Source organism: Bradyrhizobium sp. Rc2d, from assembly GCF_900099855.1.
GTDB lineage: Bacteria > Pseudomonadota > Alphaproteobacteria > Rhizobiales > Xanthobacteraceae > Bradyrhizobium.
Genome location: NZ_FNCU01000009.1, coordinates 1 through 20,891 on the forward strand (window position 1 = coordinate 1; position 20,891 = coordinate 20,891).

At 57.2% G+C, this 20,891-nt stretch carries 11 protein-coding genes and 1 pseudogene; 5 read left to right on the plus strand and 7 right to left on the minus strand.

Annotation, left to right across the window (positions count from 1 at the left end; genetic code table 11):
* Positions 1–1,489 precede the first annotated feature (1,489 nt).
* From BLV07_RS13640 to BLV07_RS13655, 4 genes are all read left to right on the plus strand, one after another.
* Positions 1,490–2,656, plus strand: a complete 1,167-nt coding sequence (locus BLV07_RS13640) for an ABC transporter ATP-binding protein (protein ID WP_091886102.1) — start codon at positions 1,490–1,492, stop codon at positions 2,654–2,656.
* A 101-nt stretch (positions 2,657–2,757) separates the two neighbouring features.
* Positions 2,758–4,551 carry an ABC transporter permease subunit gene (locus BLV07_RS13645; protein ID WP_091886105.1) on the plus strand — a complete coding sequence of 598 codons (1,794 nt, stop codon included), beginning with the start codon at positions 2,758–2,760 and terminating at the stop codon, positions 4,549–4,551.
* A 932-nt stretch (positions 4,552–5,483) separates the two neighbouring features.
* Positions 5,484–5,672 (plus strand): hypothetical protein, encoded by a 189-nt coding sequence (locus BLV07_RS46125; RefSeq protein ID WP_143035403.1) that lies wholly within the window; start codon positions 5,484–5,486, stop codon positions 5,670–5,672.
* A complete protein-coding gene (locus BLV07_RS13655; protein ID WP_091886484.1) occupies positions 5,669–6,154 on the plus strand; it encodes an amidase family protein in 486 nt (161 codons plus the stop codon). The genes BLV07_RS46125 and BLV07_RS13655 overlap by 4 nt, the downstream gene beginning before the upstream one ends.
* Here BLV07_RS13655 and BLV07_RS13660 read toward each other — a convergent pair.
* From BLV07_RS13660 to BLV07_RS13685, 6 genes and pseudogenes are all read right to left on the minus strand, one after another.
* Positions 6,148–6,435, minus strand: a pseudogene (locus tag BLV07_RS13660) (IS66 family transposase); the annotation flags it as partial. The gene BLV07_RS13655 and the pseudogene BLV07_RS13660 sit on opposite strands and share 7 nt — an antisense overlap.
* A gap of 1,374 nt (positions 6,436–7,809) precedes the next feature.
* On the minus strand, positions 7,810–10,287 hold the full coding sequence (locus BLV07_RS13665; RefSeq protein ID WP_091886110.1) for a CaiB/BaiF CoA transferase family protein: 2,478 nt from the start codon (positions 10,285–10,287) through the stop codon (positions 7,810–7,812).
* An 830-nt stretch (positions 10,288–11,117) separates the two neighbouring features.
* A complete protein-coding gene (locus BLV07_RS13670) occupies positions 11,118–11,888 on the minus strand; it encodes an SDR family oxidoreductase (protein WP_244551084.1) in 771 nt (256 codons plus the stop codon).
* 162 nt (positions 11,889–12,050) lie between these two features.
* Positions 12,051–13,343 carry an 8-amino-7-oxononanoate synthase family protein gene (locus tag BLV07_RS13675; RefSeq protein ID WP_244551085.1) on the minus strand — a complete coding sequence of 431 codons (1,293 nt, stop codon included), beginning with the start codon at positions 13,341–13,343 and terminating at the stop codon, positions 12,051–12,053.
* A gap of 616 nt (positions 13,344–13,959) precedes the next feature.
* Positions 13,960–15,255 (minus strand): aspartate aminotransferase family protein, encoded by a 1,296-nt coding sequence (locus tag BLV07_RS13680; protein WP_244551086.1) that lies wholly within the window; start codon positions 15,253–15,255, stop codon positions 13,960–13,962.
* 359 nt (positions 15,256–15,614) lie between these two features.
* Positions 15,615–16,307, minus strand: a complete 693-nt coding sequence (locus tag BLV07_RS13685; RefSeq protein ID WP_143035404.1) for a hypothetical protein — start codon at positions 16,305–16,307, stop codon at positions 15,615–15,617.
* Positions 16,308–17,057: 750 nt separating this feature from the next.
* Here BLV07_RS13685 and BLV07_RS13690 point away from each other — a divergent pair.
* A complete protein-coding gene (locus BLV07_RS13690) occupies positions 17,058–17,762 on the plus strand; it encodes a mandelate racemase/muconate lactonizing enzyme family protein (protein ID WP_091886121.1) in 705 nt (234 codons plus the stop codon).
* 1,335 nt (positions 17,763–19,097) lie between these two features.
* Here BLV07_RS13690 and BLV07_RS13695 read toward each other — a convergent pair.
* A complete protein-coding gene (locus tag BLV07_RS13695) occupies positions 19,098–20,264 on the minus strand; it encodes a M24 family metallopeptidase (RefSeq protein ID WP_091886124.1) in 1,167 nt (388 codons plus the stop codon).
* Between the last annotated feature and the right edge of the window lie 627 nt (positions 20,265–20,891).

A 20,891-nucleotide genomic window follows, 5' to 3' on the forward strand; every position in this document is an offset into this window, starting at 1 on the left:
TGACGCGGGTTTACCCTCGTGAGGAGCCGGGTGCGGGAAATCCGCCCGCCCGGATCTGTGAGGGCGAAAGCCAAATGGCTGAGCTACTCGACCACCATCCATTCGATCCATTCGTGCTAAGCGATTTCCTACTTGGCGAACTATTGCCCGGCCGCGGCATGCTTGGCGGGCCCTGATGAATGGCGGACAGACAGGGACCACTCGCTGACGTGCCGGGAAACTTACACTACAGTGTTGTCACTGCTGAGGGCGAGCGCGCATATGACGACCAGACCCAAGCCGGAATTCGGAAATCCCTCGTCAAACCGGTGCCGCGGGCCGCGATCACTCCTGGGAATCTCCCTTTGGCCATGATGACACGAAAAGCTGGAGCCGCTCTGCGGCAGTTGGTCCGACCGTTGCGAAGCCTGCGCCCGAGACTCAGCTCTTTGTGCTTGCGATGGCTGGGTTGGCTGAAGAAACCGGCGGCACGCCTAGCATGTGAGTTGGCGCGGAGCTTCGGATGGCGCCAGATGGATGGTTGCCCTGTTGCGCTCTCTAGCTTCCGTCTCGCCGATGTTGTGATTGACCGAACCGGCAGCAGCATCTGCGGGCCTTAGGGAAAAATCAATCAAGATCTCGACTGTGATCGCCGCGTCGAGTCCCCCCGAAGGAAGCCATGGGGGCTTGCATGCGTAAGCTGATGTCGTCTTTCGTGGGACGTGAAGGATGGCGTCCACCTCCTTACCTGCTGAACTGCTCGCGCTTGGTCTGCGAGGGAGACGTTGCATGAGATCGGTGAACGCAGACGGGCGAGCAGGAGTACGCCGCCTGCCGAAGGCATGGCAACACACCAGGCTTGACCCATCAGGTTGCCGCGTGACGTCCGGCAAGTTGCTGCGCTACCTGCGCATGGAACGTGCTTCTCTTCAGGTCGCTGAAGAGATTCGAGAACGGCGAGGCAGTCGAAAAGTATGGTCGATGCAGTCTGCCCCGCCAGTGAGGATTAATCGTGGTTGGCAGGAGCAAGCTTGGGCGCGATCTTCTGCCGAATATCGTAGAAGGAGCGTCAAGTTTTGCAGACTTGCTTCGGTTTTTTTTAATTTCCGCGGTATTTATGCGTCAGCCGTGGCTTAACTTGGGTTTGCCCGGCTGATTGATGCCGTGAAATAATAATCGAAATGACCGGATATAAACCGGCCCGGGAGTGAAGAAACGCGAACCATGCGAATTGTTGCCAGTGAGGAGTTTTCCGGATGGTTCGATCGAGTCGCGTCCTGCGACGCTTCGCGGGACCTGTGACCAGAAGTGCGATCAGCACCGCAACCTTGAAGGAAGTGGTATCCGTCATTCCCCATAGGATTCTTGAGCGCTGCGCTCATTGGAAGAACGCTTGCGGGCTGCTTCCTAATTGATGACAATATGAGCGTGACCGAACTAACGAGTTAGCGCCCCTCGGTCGGAAGTTACCGGGCAACATTCGTTGCTAGATCACAGTAGAGATTGAAACATGACTGGCGCACAGGCTATATCGCGCGAAATTATAGTGAGCGAAACCTCGCAAACGCAGGTCGACAAGACCGCTCAAGAGGCGGGCGCTGGCTCTTTGCAACTGAAGGGGCTTACAAAGGAGTACGGCGCTATCCGAGCGGTCGATGATGTGTCCATTGATATCGCTGCCGGAGAATTCGTGACGGTGCTGGGCCCGAGCGGCTCAGGAAAAACAACGGTGCTCATGATGATTGCCGGCTTGGCGGAACCGTCGGCTGGCGCGATTTTGATCGGCGGGCATGATGTCACCTATCTCAGGCCGCAGTATCGCGACCTTGGTGTTGTGTTCCAGAGCTACGCACTCTTTCCTCATCTCACGGTTGCCGAAAATGTTGCCTTCCCCCTCAGAATGCGCCGGAAGAGCGAAGGCGAAATCCGTCGGAAAGTAGCAGAAATACTTGACCTAGTTCGGCTGCCTAAGGTTGCAGAGCGGATGCCGGCTCAGCTCTCGGGGGGGCAACAGCAGCGAGTTGCTCTTGCCAGGGCGCTCGTCTTCGACCCGCCGTTGCTGCTTCTTGATGAGCCACTGAGCGCGTTAGACAAGAAGTTGCGCGAGAGTATGCAATTTGAACTTCGCGAGCTCCATCGCAAGCTCGGCGTCACGATCATCAACGTGACACATGACCAGTCCGAAGCTCTCGTGATGTCGGATCGCGTAATCATCATGCGCGATGGACGGGTTGTGCAATCCGGTTCACCAAGCGAGCTCTACGAGCGTCCGCAATCGAGCTTTGTCGCCGACTTTCTCGGCGCATCCAACTTCCTGGAAGGCGAGCTTCAGAAGGGGGTGGATGCGAAAGGATGGCGCCTAGTCACCGCCGGCGGATTGATCTGCCGTGTCCCTGAAACCGCGCGGGGTTCGGTAGGGCGGGCGCGTTTGATGATAAGACCAGAACGCATCGCTCTCAATGACGCCATAGCCTCGCATGAGCACTTCGAGGGACGCATCAAGGAAATCGCCTACACGGGAGATCTCATTCGCTACCGTGTGTCTCTCAATGACCGAGACGTCATTGGAGTCGCATTGCAGAACAAACCTGGGAATGTGCCGCAAGCAAGTGTCGGTAGCCACGCGCAGGTTGGGTGGAGCTTGGAAGACGTCCACGTCTTCGTCGACCCAGGCTAGGAATGAATCCCACCAAGGCGGTGAGCCTCAAACCCAGTGGCTCGCGGTCAGGCATCTCCGCGTAAGAAGCACACACAGATCACGAACACCTCGAGAAACTCATGTTGGTGCGCACAAACCATCGTATTGGCATCATAGGCCTTCTGATTCCTGCGGCACTGCTTTTTGTGCCACTTTACCTTTATCCGTTAGTTCAGATCGGGCTTCGTAGCTTCGGGGACCAGGGGTGGTCAATCGCCAACTATCTCGAGCTGTTCAGCGACCCATTCATGCTGCGCGTATTATCTCAGACGTTTCGGCTTGCATTCATCATCGCTGTGCTTTGCGTTCTTGTGGGCTACCCGATCGCCTACGCGATGTGCATCGTGTCCGACCGAACAAGACGCACCATGACACTACTTATCCTTCTCCCACTCTGGACCAGCATTCTTGTCCGCGCCTTTGCGTGGATAGTAATTCTCGGGCGCAATGGCATCGTAAACACGGTGCTCACCGATCTTGGTCTCATCGATGAGCCTTTGAAGCTTGTCTACAACACTGTGGGCGTATACGTCGGCATGGTGCACATCATGCTGCCGTTCATGATCTTGCCGCTCTACAATACGCTGAGCCGAATCGACTTGCGCCTCCTGTCGGCTGCAGAAAGTCTCGGCTCGAGCCCCGTTTCAGCGTTCTTTTGGATAGTACTGCCTTTGAGCATGCCAGGGATTGTTGCTGGTGCTCTCCTGGTGTTCATGTCTTCCGTTGGCATGTTCGTCTTGCCGGCGCTGCTTGGGGGGCTATCGGATATCACCTACGTTATGCTCATAGAGAAGCAGGTCAGCGAACTGAACAATTCGGGCCTCGCCGCTGCAATGTCGGTCCTGCTGATCGCGGTGACGGGTGTTCTTGCCTTGCTCTACGAGCGCACGCTCAACGTCGAAACGTCGACCGGGATCCTCGGGCAGATAGTGCGTCATGTTTTTCAGCGCGGGCCCATCCATCTTCTCGTCTGGCGCGAGCGATTGCTGGCAATGCTCTTCCGCTCCGTGACTCCCAACGACCGCGTGACAGTCAAGCTATCCCGCTCGAAGTCGCGGCACATGTTCATCAAATGTTGGTCTTTCGCGGTGCTTGTATGCCTCGTGGCGCCGCTTGCCGTGATCTTTCCGCTCTCCCTTTCGGGCGAGTCATATCTTCACGTTCCTCCGCAGACGTACTCGCTTCGTTGGTTTGCGAACTACTTTTCCCGTGGTGATTGGATCGCGCCAACCGTCACAAGCCTAAAGGTCGGGATTCTCGCGACCATTGGTGCGGTCTTGATCGGCGTACCAGCCGCCTATGCAATCGTTCGTGGGCGATTTTCGGGAAAAGGGATCGTTTCCGCCATTCTCATCTCGCCGATGATTGTGCCGATCCTGATCTTTGCCATCTCGCTCTATGCAGTCTATGTCCGCTTCGACTTGCTTGGAACTGTGGGCGGCCTTGCTCTGGCTCACACCATTCTCGCACTTCCGTACGTCGTGGTTATCATTTCGGCGGGCCTGAGAAGCGCGGACGAATCCCTTGAGGCCGCAGCGTTGACGATGGGCGCTGGCGCCATACGCGCCTTCTGGTTCGTCACGTTACCGGTGCTCCGTCCCGCAGTCATTTCTGCTGCGTTTCTGGCGTTTCTTACCTCGTTCGACGATGTCGTCTTAGCGCTCTTCCTTTCAGGCACGAGTGCCAAGACGCTTCCTGTCAGAATGTGGGAAGGTATCCGATTTGAAATCGATCCCACGATCGCGGCGGTGTCTGTGATGCTTATGCTGATCACGATAGGGTTCAAATTCTTGACGGAATGGCCGGCCAAAAAAGGTAGCAAGTCAGCGGTTGCTGGACTGCCGGCCATGCGGATGGCCGACGAAGGCACATGATGGGGCTCGAGGCATCGAGAAGTTCGTTGATACGCAACCGATGGATCAGAATATACCTCCTACAGCGGGAGGAGCCTGGTGGCTGGAGCACGCGACCGTTCGAGTATTGCGGGCATGCTTGCCGCGCGGGTGCAGATTTCCGGCCAAGATTCTCGCGGTCTCTCGGCCGCGATCGTCTGCATCATGATCAAATCGATGCGCCCTGGTTCATCGAGGAGGCGATTGAGGGCGACCGCTTCCGGATTCACGTCCAGAATTCTCCTGCTGCCTCTAGCTCGAGCCGGTGAGCGGGATACTTGCGGCTCTTGAGACCGCGCATGGAGCAGCTGCCCCCGGTATGATTGCGGTCTACGACAAGCCAGGGAGAAGATCGCAGGCATAAGACCGTCTCGAGAGCAGCTCTGGCGGCACTGCTTACTTGAAAAGCTCATTTAAGAGTGGTGAACCATCCGGAATCTCCGCCATTTGCATCGAGCGGTAACCTCTCAATCGCATTCAAATCTGCCGGCCAATCAAGAAGAATTAACGCCAGGAAATTGGTGAAGCGCGCTGACGAAGCAGGCATCCGTGAGCCAGACACGAATCGGAGAGCGGTTGCGACAGGAAGGTACCTCTATTTGCTGGACGAGACCGCAAGCGTCAATCGCGGCTATGTAGGACCTGCGCCCAAAATGTGTGGCGGCGCCGTGCTTTGCAGTTTTTGGAGAATAGGATGGCTAAAATAGGCTCAAAACGGTCGGGGAAATCTGACAAAGTTTTTTGGTTTGGGGTGAACCGTGTTTTGGACAGGGCCGGGGCGCTCCGTCCGACCGCGCGTCGCTAGCCAACGAGTAGAGTGGAAGATCGATGGATAGGCACATTTCAAGGGAGCCGTGCGCTCCTTCTCTCGGTGCGGCCATCCTGCATGCGGATTGATTCAATGGAGGGGGACAGTGAGCATCAATATGGAAGAGTTCTCGACGCTTCTGCGAGACCGGCTGGAGTTGTCTGTGCCGGACGAGCAATTGGCGACCCTGCACGAAGGGTACATTCTGCTGGTAGCCATGCTGGCTAATCTGCGTGAAGAGATGCCCCGGACCGTCGAGCCAGCTCTCCGATTCTCAGTGGATTTGGCGTCATGATCCCGTTGACGATCGCTGAGGCAAGTCGACAGATAGCGGCAAGGACGATTTCGCCGGTGGAACTGACTAAGGAGTGCTTGCGCCAAATTGACAGGCTGGACGCGCGGATCGGCGCGTTCATCACAGTCACGCCGGAGCGCGCACTATTGGAGGCCGAAGCTGCGGAGCAGCGTATGATGCGCGACGGCCCGAGATCTGCGCTCGACGGGATTCCGATTGCTCACAAGGATATGTTCGATACCGCGGGCGACCGCACAACGGCGCACTCACGACTCCTCCAGAACAACATTCCGTCCCAAGATGCGAGTGTAGTCGCTAAACTCAAGGCCTCGGGCGCTGTCTCGCTGGGCAAGTTGGCAACTTTCGAGTTTGCCTGGGAAGGCCCCTCGTTCGATCTTCCTTGGCCACCCACGCGCAACCGGTGGAACACACAGCACTGCGCGGGAGGGTCCAGCAGGGGCACTGGGGCTGCCGGCGAATAGAAGAACACCGCTGCCGGCGGATCTGGCCCGGCAATCGGCCGGTCGTCGCGCACATAGGTCCAGAGCCGGCAGGTTCAGATCTTGCCCTCGGCCAGGACCGGCACGGTGGTGTCGTCGGCGTGGATGCGCTCGGCCGCGAAGACATGGCTCCGAATCGCATCGATCAGCGGCATCAGGGTTGCCGCGGAGCCGCCCACCGAGTCCGCCAGCGTCGAGACGTTGAGGTCGATACCTTCGCGCTGGGAGACGTCGCTCTGACGACGGAGCGGCAGGTGCAGGCCGCCTCACTCGGCAAGGCGGCCTTCACCGGCCTTCACCGGCTTCCAATTACCCACATTTCCGGCAGCTGCGATTTCGGCGCCGAGTTCGATATCTGTGAGTCTCGAGAGGCCGCGCCAGATGACAACATTTCCAGGCGGCGGATCGCCTGCCCTGGCCAGGTAGCCACCCAATCGTGCAAGTTTGGTAGGATAAAATGCAGGGGTTCCAGGGCGATATCGTCGATGGCTCGCGCCGCGGATGAGTCGATCGAGCAAATGCGATCTCGGTGTCCGTCAATGCGAGCTTCGGTGACGTCTTTTCGCAAGTACATGAAGGGGCATGCGGCCATGCCGCTAGCTGCCAACTGGTCCGCCCTGACTCCGGTAAGACGATGGGCGTTGCAATTCACACCTATGACGGTTGCTCGATCGAGACGACGTCGACATACGACGAAGCGATAGTTGTGCTTGGTGGAACGTTACGGGTCCTTACTGGCGACAACTACAGCCGTTCGATTGAAAAAAGTTAAGCGATGTAGTTTGGGTACTTAGGGGAAGCCGGTTGAAGTACCAGTGAGAAAGCCAAAGTGTATTCAATCAGACAAACCCATCGACGCGGGGCGCGAAGGGAAACGTGATGAACTCGACTAATTTCAGCTACGAAGGGATCGCGTAGCTGGTTCATTCGTGCGAAGGGTCCGAATCTACCAGACGGCTCCATGGAAGCTCTCCTGAGTAGTTTCAGGAGACACAGGAGAGGGGAAAGTCACAGAAGCAAAAGATGCGCGAATACTTGTCGCTGGGGCTCAGTGCGATCCAAAGTGGCTAAAGCTAACATACCCGACTTCGTCAAGCGCGGCGTAAGAAGCTGCGCCGGACGCTTCAAGACCGCGCTTCGAGAGGTTCCTATTGATGTTCCATACCGGGCTCCCTTGTTCAGCGAAGCTCGAACCTGCAGGTGACATGCTCAGCTGTCCGGATCAATGACGAGCGCTGGTAGTTGACTTACATGCAGCTCGGCATTCGCTTTGGAGCATGCTGTCGCTTTCGAGCGATTTTGGCCATCTGAAACAGTGCCAATCGTGTGCAAAGACGGGTGATCAACGCAGTTTCAAGCAGCTGTGCGATATCAGTGCGATCCACTCTAAGCCGGCCGGATAACCAAGCCGGCACCAATGATGAAGCCTGGATTGTGCGCTGCCGCGGCGCTGCACTCTCGTTTAGATCATGGATTGAAGCACGACGCGCTATACGATCTCAATGCAAAGCAAAGACCGACAGTTTGAGGATAGAGGGTCCTCCACCGAGCGGGCTGGCGTGTTGCTACTCCTGCATGATCGACAGCAGTTTTGGGTCCAGCGCTCGGGGCAAGCGTTGACACCCAACATGGGTTAGCTAGCAGGTCGAAGGCTCTTGAGAGCGCCATCCTTTTCTCAGCTCTACCTCCGAGAGCATTTTGCTGCCGATGATACCTTTGCTAACGAGGTCCGTGATTTCGACCTCCTCGAGCCCGAGCAAGTCTGCCAGGATCTCGCTGTTATGTTCTCCCAGAGTAGGCGCCGCTCGGCGGATTGGGCTGGGGCCTGCGCCTTCGCGAATCGGAATTGACGGCTGCAGGTGCGGCCCTATGAATGCACGTTCGACCTCTTGGAAAAATGCACGCGACCTTAGGTGCGGATCTTGGAGCAGGTCGACCGGCGCGCGGACCACTCCGGCCGCGACCCTTGCGCCCTGCAGTTGAGCCATCGCCTCATCAGCATCACGCCGGCGTGTCCAGCTTTCGATTTCGTTCTCGATTGTATCTTCAATCAAGCGGCGGCGTCTTTCGGACTTCAGCGATGGGTCGGCAGCCCACTCTGCTCGTCCGATGAGCGCCGCAAGCCGCTGCCACATGCTGGCGTCGGTGACCGCTAGCATTATCCAGTTGTCCTCACCGGCACACCGGAAGCAGCCGTGTGGGACGAATTGCGGATGTCGGTTACCATACCTTTCCGACACACCAGAAAGGGAATGGACGATAATCCATGGGGCTGTAAACGGCATCATGCATTCGACCTGCGCGAGATCAATAAACTGCCCCTGCCCAGTCTGGCGGGCGTGGATCAGTGCCACAAGAACTGCCGCGCAGCCATTCAGACCGCCTACGGCATCGCCAAAAGCGACGTGGCTCATCACTGGTGGCCCATTGCTAGTTCCTACCACGCTCGGTAGCGCTGAGCCCTGCTCCAGGGTCGAGCCGTAGGCTCGGCAGACCCGATGAACACTGTTGGTGCCAAAGGCTGACATCGACATCACCACAAGGCGCGGGTTCAGCGTCCTGAGGACCTCGTAACTAAGCCCAAGCTTTGGCAGCACGTCCACGGAGTAATTGTCAACCACGATGTCGGCGCGCGCTATGAGGCGCTTCGCAACAGAGAGGCCCTCGGGCCTGGTCAGATCAAGCGTGATGCCGCGTTTGTTGCGATTCATAATGCAGAAGCGGAGCGTCTTTTCGTACCTCTGGCCGTGCACGTAGTTCGGTCGCCGATCGACGCCGCGCCACCAGTCCGGATACTGAATAGCCTCGATCTTGATAACATCCGCACCGAGATCAGCCAGAGTTCGCGTGCAGAATGGGCCCGCCCAGCCCATCGAAAAGTCGATGGCGCGAACTCCCTCCAATGGCTGTTCGGCGAGACGGGCACCGCCGGACGGTACGGACGTCCCCCTCGCCGAGCCCATTCGTCCGTTGGTGAAAGCCTGGCGCTCCCCGGCTGCTGGAACCTTCCCGCCCCGGCGGGGCGGTGTCAACGTCAAGCGCTGCATCGAGCCTGCCGTCAGAGCTCTCTCTTCGCCCATGAGGAGGGGTACGATTGCGCCACGCTCGATCTTCTCTTGATCCTCGAGAAGATCGGATATCTCCGGTACGGGCACAATCGGGATCTTGCGTTCTAGTGCCCGGGCAAACCACTGCCGCGCAGTCCGTGTCTTGAGCTTCGGGACGATCAGTCGTTCAATTTGCTCGATATGCTTCAGACGATCAACACCGAGTACCAGAGCTGGATCATCACGCAGTTGAGGAAGATCGAGCATCTCGCAGAACGCACGCCATTGCTTTGGCGTTATTGTCGTGACGCCGAGCCAGCCCTTTTTGGTTTCATAGATGCCGGCCGGAAAGTTTGGCCAGAACCGATTGACGCCCATACGATGCATCACCTCACCGCGCTCAATGGCCTCGAACAGCTGATACTCGCTGAGCGAGATACATGCCTCGTATATGCTGAGCGAATGTGACCGGCCTGCTCTGCTCCCCAGTTGCGCAATGAGCGATGAGGCCACGGCGATAAACCCCCAGAGGCCAGCTAGGATGCCGGTCTGAAAATCCGGCGCGTGCAGAGGCGGACCTTCGATCGGCCCAACCAGCTTGATGAGCCCGGCAAGGGCACGCACGACTGAATCGCTCGCGACGAACTCACAATAGGGCCCCCCTCGACTGAACCAGCTCGCTTCGAGGTAAATCAAGCCTGAGTGCCGTTGACGGATTGCGGCGACATCAATGGACGGGCACTCCGCGCAATCGATATCGCGCCCATCGACCAGAATGTCGCAATCTTCAACCAAGCGCGTCAGTTGCTTGATCGCCTCGGGATCCGCAGGATCGATGGTAATGCTCGACTTGTTGAAGTTCAGGAACGCGAACCAGGCGCTCTGACCACTTGGGGTGAACGGAGCGCTGGAACGAAGCGGATCGGCGGCTGGCGGCTCAACCTTCGAAACGTCGGCACCAAAATCGGCAAACAGCCGCGCACAATAGCTCGTTGCAGCTGAGCTACCAATCTCAAGGACTCGTAGCTGCGACAGTGCCTCGCTGGAAGGTTGCGCTTCTCTTGCCATAAGTATGCTCCGGAATTTCTCCGCCTGCCTAAGGTAGACATTCAATCGCTACGCCGCACAAGACGGCCAGATAACTGGCGCTTTCCGCGCAAGGGGAGTGATATACGGGCTGCACAACGGATTTGTCCGATCTCACCTCCCTTCCGAAGATCCAGCAAGGACCGTGCCGGTCCGAATTGGTTCGAACAAAGTGCGTCGCGGAATGACAAGGAACGGGCTGGATTCAATGGAACAGGTAATCCCTGCCGGCCAAAGTGCAGCTACAAGCGTACACGGCTGATGGCGTCCTGCGAAGCAGCACCACTTGATCCCTCTACGCCTTACCTCCCGGTTCGCGGATGCCGCCGCGGAAGAGTATTCGCAACCGAACATTGGCCCAGAATGATTCGGTCTCGCCCTAGTTCGCTTGCTTAATTCGCAACTTACGCCGCAAATTGCAGCCCAGCTTCCACTGGACCTCGAGAACGCGGCTTGCACGTTGTGAATACCTTCTTACCGATATTTCCTGTCCGCCTCCCCGTATCTGATTGTACGTGCCGGCCACCTATGTCGCGTTACAGTTGAAGCCCGCACAATTCCTGAATGTCCACAGCACATTTCTGTCTAATACATTTCTGTCTAATAGAGAGCAAAATGCTGGGATTCGTGCATAAACTGCAGCGCTTCCGGGTTCTCAGCGGTTGTAGAATGTGTAGCACGACCGCGCAGCGCTGATCGCGCCGAGGGGCTGTTATAGTCCTTGCGCATTAGTAGAACATCTTACCGGGCTGATCGGGTCGACCGTCCCTGGTTCATATCCAGACCAACGCGTCAAACGAAACGCCTCATGGTTAGCCGCCGAATTCGCCGCCCGTCATATCAATCGTCGCTCCGGTAATGAAGCCCGCTTTCGGCGAGGCCAAAAAAGCGGCGAGGTCTGCTACCTCTTCGGCCGTTCCGAAACGGCCGATTGGAATACGGCTGAGGGCGGAGCGATTGACGGCGGCCTCCGCTGGTCCAGTGAGGTCACTAAGAATCCGTCCCGGAGCAATACAGTTGACGGTAACTCCGTGTGGAGCGAGATCCCGCGCAGCAGCGCGGGTCAAACCGATCAGTCCCGCTTTCGATGCAGCGTAATGCGGACCGGCGATTAGCGGCACGGCACGGCCGGCGAGCGACCCAATATTGACGATGCGCCCGTAGCCGTTTGCAATCATGGATGGCGCTAGGAGACGTATGAGGGTGAACGGGCCGCTGAGATTGACATCGATGACGCGCGCCCACTCCTCCCGCGACATTTGCGAAAACCAAGGTAACTTATCGTCTACACGCTTTGGCGAGATCCCCGCGTTGTTTACCAGAACAGCAATTTCACCCCATCGACTGCGGATCTGGTCAACAAATCGGTCCACCTCATTTTGGTGAGTGACGTCGACCACCCCGGCAAGCACCCGATCTTCTGGACCACTAAGACTCTCCAGCGCACGCTGTAAGTGGTTCGCGTGTGTCGCCACAAAGGCTACTCGATAGCCATCGGCCAAGAACCGGCGTACGATCGCAAGTCCGATCCCGCGTGCTCCTCCCGTGACGAGTACAGCGGAGGGATCACCTTCGGTTGCCATCGGCCTTCCTGTTGGCATTGTTTCGCCGATCATAGGTAGTGATCTCGGAGGTGCTGGGGGAGCCGCTGGGCTTTCAAAGTGAAACGAAGTGTCCAACGGCAAATGCTGAGCTTCGGATGTTCTCCAGTTACGGCAGTTGCAGCTCCAGGCTCGGAATGGCTCTCACTCCGCCACAGGCGCTGAGGCTTTGTCGGGCTCAATGATGGCCTCAGGCACCTTCTCCAAAATGCACTCACACAGCCGTTTTATGTCGTCAACCTCATGATCGGCCGTAATGCACACCCGAACGCCTGCTTTTCGTTGTGCAACGGTCGGAAAGAAGATCACGGAGGTATAAAAGCCCGCGTCGAGGAGCTCTCGGGCTAGTGCAATAGCCTTCGCTTCCGATCCAGCAGCAACCATTCTGATCGGAAGCGAATTGCCTTTTTCAGGGGTCTCGACGCGACGATCAAAGACCTGGATACGTTGTGACAGCCGCGTCTGGCGTTCGGCAAGCTCTGCGGATCGGTGAATCTTGCAAGAGCCAAGCGCGGCGCCAACCGCTGCCAAATTGGGCGGGACCGAGAATGCATACGGAATCGCGTATCGCCGAAACAGGGCTTCCTGCTCGGCCGTTCCCAACATCAACATGCCGCCCGATGCGCCGAAGCCCTTGGCTAACGAGGCTGCTATAATCGTACGGTCACCTAGGACTTCCGGGAATTGAGTGCGTGCAAACCCTTCGCCTTGGCGGCCAAACAGCGAAATCCCGTGAGCATCGTCAATATAAAGAAAGAGCCCATAACGCTCCTGGAGCTCACGAAGCTCCTTTATCGGCGCGTTTCCTCCCATCGAATAGACGCCGTCGCACACATAGGCAACTACTCTCTGTTCGCGGCACAAGCGTTCTAGTGCGTCAATATCATTGTGCTCAATCGTTTCCACTCTCGTTTCATCGGCAACCACCGGCTTATGATATGCGAGCGACAAATGCGCGATGCGATCAAACACGACAAGGGGCTTTTTACCGTCCGTAAGAAGGCCAGAAGCAAGAATGGGCATCGCACCCAGATTGGCGAGCATGACTGTCGAAAAAGCGATAACCCGCGCGCTGAACATCTCCGACAGCGCTGCTTCGAGGTCGGCCAGAAAATCGAAATTAAGCCGTGTTCGTGCGCATGACCAGTGCAGCGATCCATGCGCCTTGATGGCATCGATCGCGGCAGCCACAATTGTCGGATGATTATCCAGTCCCAAATACGAACACCGCACGAAATCGATGACCTGGCGTCGACCGCTGAGTGGACCGACGCCTAACGCAAAGGCGCGTCCAATCGTCGAACGTCCGTGTACAGCCATGAGACCAGCGCTGTGAGCTGCATTAAAATATGGCCGGCTCTTGTTAATGACATACGCGGTGTTGCGAAAGTGCTCACTCGGACGACCATGATCGGAGGCGTCGCGCTGGTGTCCCATTACGTTCTCCATTCCATGTTGGCATCACGCGCGACTCGACGCAGTCGGCCCCACCTGTCTTTGGGAACAGCCTGATCATCTCTTAGCCGCAAGTGAACTAACATCAGGTTGTTCGCCCTGACAGCTACTAGATCAAATGGGCGGCACATTAGACGACCACAACGTTAGAGGACGTCCTCCAGTCCCCCGCCTCCTTAGTGCTGCTCCGCACGGTATCTGCGGATCAGCCTTCACCCGGCCTCACTTGTAAACACGATCTTTTGTAAACAAGAGCTTGGCACGCCAGATCCATCAAACCCTTGCAATCGGGGCCGAAAAAGAGATGGTCCGCAATCGTAAGCCGGCGCTATTCCACTGCTCACGTGCGCCACATGCGTCGTCTGCAATCCCAGTCCTCTGACTTATGCGCCGAACCGATCGCTAACCACGATCGACGCGATGACACACGCCTGCGTGACCGGCTTATGCAGGCCCTTTCTCAAAGGCGAGCGACCGAGCCTCGGCTCACTTACTCACCCGCCCTGCAGCCGCAATCGCGATTGCGATCACAGCGAAAGCAAGACCTCAATCAGGTCAAATCGCCGCTGGTGAGGGCGTTGTCACGTTTAGACCACTATCAGATCCAGGATCCTCGATGGCTGTCGAGAAAGCCGGCGAACACTTCGACGACATATTCCGCGTCGGTACGATTCATCGGCGTTGAGATCGAGGCGGCACCTCCATAAGGCAGAATGATGCCGTTCTCTGCAAAGAAGTTCACGAGCTGCTTCATCAGTTTCGAGGCGTTCGGCGCGAGATAAGCTTCACGATTGTCATTTGGCGATTGGGACATCGGATGAACGCGAAAGAGTGAAGCGGCTCCCGTGACGCAGAAGGGCGCAACACCTTTTGAGATGGCTCGCGCAATCCCATTCCGGACAACGTTCCCAAGATCTTCAAGGTGTGCGAGGGCCGCGTGGTCCAAATGCCGCATCGCTGCAAGCCCGGCCGTTATGGATAGAGGATTGGCGGAAAATGTACCGCCTTGGGGGAGCAGTGGTCGACCGGCCGAGGCATCAAATACTTCCATCACCTCCTGCCGACCACCGATTGCTCCAATCGGCAGGCCGCCACCGATGATCTTCCCCATCGTGATGAGGTCCGGAACGAGACCATAAAGGGCCGACGCTCCCTCGAAGCTCTGCCTAAGATTCAGCACCTCGTCAGCAATTACCAGGACGCCGTTCATACGAGCGGTCTCTTGGACTGCCGCAATGAAGTCCGGCTTTGGTGGAATTAGTCCCGCGCGACTCGGCATCGGATCTATGATGATAGCGGCAAGATCCCTCCCGTGCAAAGACAGCAATCGGCGCGCGCCATCAGCATCATTGAACCGCATCACAATGACTTCATCTAGCACGCTCGCGGGCATTCCACGATAGGACGGCGTCGACCTAGGATCGCTCGGACTCCCCCAATCGTCCGGCGCCGCTGCAAGACTTACCTCGGCCCAGTCGTAAGCGCCATGATACGCCCCCTCGAGCTTTGCGATCTTCGAACGACCTGTGAAAGCCCGAGCGGCCTTTATCGCAAATAGCACGGCTTCAGTGCCGGTATTGACGAAGCGAACACGCTCGACGCGAGGAACGCGCTGGCAAAGCAGTTCTGCGAGGGCGATCTCGCTCTCTGTCGGATATGAGAAGCAGGTTCCCAAATGCAGCTGGCGGGTCAACGCCTCCACCACGGCTCCAAACGCGTGACCGTGAATCAGCGTCGTAAAGTTTGCGTTCAGGTCAAGAAACCGATTGCCATCCACATCGATAAGATAGCTGCCGTCTCCGCGCTCGATATAGCGAGGAACCGGACCCCGCTCGATACTTGCTCGCGACGTTCCATCAGGGAATACCAGTTGCGCGCGCGCAAACTTTTCCATGGACCTCTGCCCAACCTTCGAAGCTCCAGCCATATCCGACCCCGCACTCTCCTGCTACGCGATTGATTGGTCCTTAGTGTCCCCTTCGCCTGCCATCCTAGATGCTGGCGACTGCCTCTTCATACTCTGAACCTCCGAATTCTTTCCAGTGTTCTCCCGCTCGTCGCACTTTTGCATAAGGCTGGGCTAACTGCCCCGCGTGCCAAAGTTCCGATATGCACTCATCTCAATCGCATGACATCGTTCTGTTGCCTCCACTGCTCATCCCGGAGCCTCAGTAGAACTGGGGGTGACGCGCGCTTCTTTTTCGCTCGACAACTCGCAGTTTTGGCGAGCTAGATGACGTCGACACTCTCAGTTCACTCGTTATCGTGATGATCAACGAGTCGCCGCAATTCCTCTCCGGTCAACCAAACAAGTAGATCGTCGTCTACAATGTTTTCTTCAACGAGATGCAGCACCGATCCGCCTTGCTCGTAGTGCGCATGTCCGTATTGCGCCAGGACGCCTTTTGACAGTAGCCAGCGCTCTGCGAGTCCCACCACGAAATCCGGGGTCCACATTGCAAATGAGATACCGCGTAACACTGCAGCCATGATCTCAGGCATGCCCTGCCCTCTGAAGTCTTTGCGTAGCCAAAAATCCCCGTGATAAGCGACCTTTCCGGTAATGTTCCTTGCGGTTGGTGCGGTGCATCTGCAACGATCTTGAGGATGCGCATGTATTGCGGGATCGGCATAGAACGCCTTCAAGGACTCAAGATTCGCCGCAAAGTTGGTATTCGACAGGTCGTACAGCCGCGCGGCCTCAACGAGCACCACATCGTTATTCTTGTCGTGACCTATCATCCAATAGCCCTCGCCCCGCTTGATCGGCGAGCGATCTGGCCGAAAATTTGGGTATGTCGGCTTCTTGCCCGGAAGAGCACTGGTAATCGAGACGTACTCGCGAAAGTCGTATCCTATCGAAAGCCTGATGCCTTTCTGCGCAGCGGCATCATCATATACCCGAATGAAGCGCGAGACGCTCAACGGATTAGCTAAGCTTGCCATTGCTCCACCTTCTTGCTCACGACTGCGGCCTAGCCGAAAAGAGCTTGATAGCTAGCAATACAGTGTTAAGTAGGAGTCGAGACACTACCTGCTCTAGCAGGCTGTTGCGCTCGCAGTTAACCGGCGGCCACCATTATTGCCCCGCCGCAAGATGGCGCGTGTGCGACGACGAAAATCAAACTGGTACACTTTCCCGCACTAACGATCTAGTGGTGCTGGTCCGACTTGGTCATCCACGAAGAGTAGTCCGGTTGAAAACTATTTTCGGCCGATTTTTGGGGAGCGGTGCCTTCCAAGCACCTCCGTCTTATCATTCAACCGGTCCCCGCTTTCCCGTACCTCTGGGCTATGAGGACGAAAGCGAATATAGCAATCACCCTTGACCGGCGGAGGGGCGGTTGGTCCAATCGAACTAACCCGACTACACTGAGCGACTGTGCGACCAAAAGCTACTCGGCGAACGAAAGTTCAATCCGAAACCAATTGGTCGGTGGGGGTGTAAAGATAACCTCCCTTCAGCGCTCGTGAGCTCGGCGATGTCGATCGGGAATAGTCGATCGTAAACACTAAAGTTCTTTTCGAGGATGGCTCGAGCAACGGCTGATTCTATAGCGGTGGACGCTGCGATGCATAGATAGCCGGGTCAAATCTGCATCGGCGTCTGCAGTGGGTTCAGGCAATCGTCCAGCGACGGCAGCGTGTGCTGCCGGAAGGGAACGATGATCACCTGCCGTCCAACCCACTTGGCTTGTGCCTGTCCGCTATCTCGCCGAGGAGGCGGCGGCGGCGGGCTACGTCGCCGAAGGGTTTTCTGCGGTGAAGCTCAAAGTCGGTTTCGGCGTGGAGAAGGACGCGGCTGCAACCCGCGCAGTGCGCGAGGCGATCGGGCCAACCACTGGGTTGATGGTAGATGCAAATCAGGCCTATGACGTCGTCGCGGCAGTCCGCTTGGGACGCATGATCGAACAGCACGATATCGGCTGGTTCGAGGAGCCCGTCCGACCCGAGGATATTCAGGGCTACCGAGCGGTGAAGGAGGCGCTGTCGATACCCATTGCTGGCGGGGAACGTGAGTTCACCCGCTTCGGCTTTCGCGACCTATTGGTCGCACGTGCACTCGACATCGCACAGCCTGATACGGGCGGCGCCAGCGGTCTCTCAGAATGCAAGAAGATCGCCGACATGGCGGAAGCGTTCGGGATCCGCTACATCCCGCACACCGGCGTTGCTATTGCAGCATCCTTGCACCTGCTTGCGGTTCTGCCGCCGCATACGGTGCCTTCACTTAGCCCCATCGCGCCGATCCTTGAGCTCGACCGCACCGAGCACCCGATACGGCAGGCGATTCTCACGGAGCCAATCGAGCACGCCCGCGGTATCGTCCGCGTGCCGAACGGCGCGGGACTCGGCATTGAGATCGACCGCAAGGCACTGACACGATTTGCTGCGCGCTAACGCGGGAGCACTCCTGGCCATTGGGGGAGCCATGAGCAGCACTCGTTTGTGGGCGACCGATTTTGCGAAAAATCACGTGGGCGCAAGCAAGGGTCAACAGCAGCGTGGAAGTATAATTCTGCCCTTCGAGCTATCATGTGCATGATCTTGTTCTACTACGTATGGGACGATCCGCGAAAGAGATAGACTGGAATGCCCCGACTTCTACAATAGTTGCAAAATGAGGGAAACGATCGATATTGATTTTCTCCATCCGCTGGCTCGGATCGGGTAATGCAGCTTAATGATATCTCGCTAGAACGAGGTACAGTCTGGGTTCATTCATCATTGAGTCGCATGCGGCATCTCCTTTTTGATAGACGTCCTCATGCCGCCACAAAGAAAGGCGCCTCCGTGCTCGACCTTTCGCAGCCTACGACCGCTTATCTTTCCTGAGTTCGATTTGAGCCAACTCAGCAGCGGCCCATCGCCTACGAGCGCGAATAATAGAGGTTTGTGCCTGAGGGGGAAGGCGAATTGACAAAACTGTCGAAGCCGCTATCGCCCTCAGGTCCCAGGCAGCTCGGTCGAGATTAGTATGCGCTCGACCAGATCGACGAGCCAGGTTACGTGAAGGTTCGCTCGCGTTGCGGTTGCAGGGGGCCGGTCGCCGACTTGTTCGACACACCCAAAGCACAGGAAACTCGGCGCGCATTGACGGTAGTGCCGGAGAGCCGTGCATGCGGTTCTAGAGACGGAGAGGTCGCGATTGGAGCAGACCTGAGCGCCCGGTGTGCTTTCGATAGCAATAGATCGTGCTTAAGATTGCATCCTGAACTCTTCAGGTCGCCCTTTTGGCCAGCGATGCTCTTCAGCCTCAAAATACCATTCATCTGCTTACTAGATCGATCAATCCGCTGGTTTTCGACAGCGCAGGACTATGGCTGGCTGTGGTAAATGAGAAGATGTCCGATCGCTGTTTGGCGCAAACTAAAGATGTAAGAGTTCGAAGGTCAGCGAGTTCATCGCGTTGTAACATTGCGCTTGTCCGCGAAGCCGCCTGAGGCCCCCCGCTAAGTCCGGCCCTTAGGGTCTCTCTCGCACCTTCTAGGGCTCTTCGGCTTCTAAGACCATTAAGTGACATATTTCCTGGGTCATTCTCGTGCGCAAGCATGATAGACGGTCGTTCGATCCAACTCACGATCATCGTGAGGCATTTTCCGAGGCAAACAAGAGAGGCGTGCGATTGGCCGCTTTCAATTCACCGCCCGCTCGGCATTTCGATATGCTGGCTAAGGTCCCATCTGCCGCAGCGTCCAGCCCGTCGCCCCGCGCGCAAATGCGATACAGCGGATTTTAGGCATTGACTAGCAGGTCGCGCGGTAGGCTGCTCAGCGACTTTGCTCCATCGTCTGCCAAGCGCACAGTCTCACTGAAGACATAACCATCGCCCTTCTCCCAGACGCCGATTATTAGATGAAAGGCCATGTTGGGTTGGATTATCGTCTGGTCGTCGTCCTGCAGGCTCGCTCCGCCGTCCGGCCAATCGATTCCGATGGAGTAGCCGATTCGTGATTCTTTGCGCACGCCGCGAGGATTGAACGTGCGCCGGAACGCTCGCTCGACATCGCCGCACGTCACTCCGGGCCGCATGGTTTCAAACGCTGCCTGGAAGCCATCGACTGCCGCTTGGTGCACGTGCCGCGACCGAGCAGGCGGCTCGCCCAAGAACACCGTCCGGGACAACGCGCAGCAATAACGGTAGCGGAAGGCGCCGATCTCGAAGTTGGTTTGGCAACCTTTTGCGTAGCGCCCGTCGGCCCACTTAATATGCGGTGCAGTGGCGGGTGAGCCAACCGGCATGGTCGGGAAAAGGATACGGGAAGGGCCGCCCGGGAACTCCGGTGTGCCTGTGATTAGTGCGTGCGTTATGGACGCTGCTACATCGCAGTGGCGCGCTCCTACAGCGACCCCAAGCCGACCCACTTGCATCGCCCGATCGACGATCTTTCCGGCCTGCTCCATGTAGGCGAGCTCCGCAGGCGATTTCAACAACTTTAGCTTGGAAATCATGCCATCGGCATCACTGCTCCTCGCAAGGTCGAGGCTCTTGCCCAGAGCAGCGTGGGCCTTGATCCCATAAACCTTCGCCGATAGTTCGATCCCGATGCGGCTCGACTTGGTGCGCTCGCGGATCATATCTCCTATCGGCTGCCACGGTGTCCGTTGGTTCGAACCTATGTATCGCTCCGGATAGCCTAAGATGCGCGACTGCGGCAGGTAGGAGGTCGTGGTTGCGCATGCAACATCCATCTCTCGCAAGATCAGCCAGGGATCTTCCTCGTCTTGACACACAAGAGCGAGTTGCGGAACGTACTCCGAGTATCCGTCGTAGCCGGTGAGGTAGTTCATGTTCGATTCGTTTAGGACGAGCAGCGCGTCCGTGCAGAACTCAGCCATTTGCTGGCGTAGCCGGGCCGTGCGCTTCCGATACTCCTCTGGGCCAAATGCAGGCATGAGCATTCTCTCCGATCTTTGGCTGGTGGTTTTTAGTTGGCTCCTTCGACTACGATGGGCGGCATTGCTCCCCTGTCATGACGATATCATGCGCAGCTCGCGCGGCCACTGCCTGATTTCATAGTGGCCAATTGGCAAAGCCAGTGGTTTAACTTGCTTGCGGTCGATCAACCGGCAAGCGTCCCGTTCAGCCGGATATGAGCTGTGATGTCGTGCCGGTCTCCGCAGGCAGCGCTTACATTTGGTCACTCGGTAGTGAATGAAATGCAGCAGTACATCGTTCGACCTTGCCGCAGCGGTCGGCCCGCACACTTTTGTAACACTGAGGTCGACCGCGGTTACATCCGCCTTCATCTGGTAGAGGTTGTCAGGCGGCAGCAATCATTCGATGACATCATCAAGAACGCGCCCAGCCGACGACTTCGTTGCGAGCACTGGGACGGCCAGCGGCGCTCAATGGACTCGAGGCTTAGGTGCAGCTTGTCCTTCGTAAGGAGACTGGTATATCGCCGATCCGTTCGAGCGCGAAGGTCGTCTCACGATAGCAAGTTGCGGACCTTTATACCCCGGACCTTTATACCCTCGCCACAACGCATCTGTTGCCGCAATACGAAAACGCTTCTTTGCTGCGTC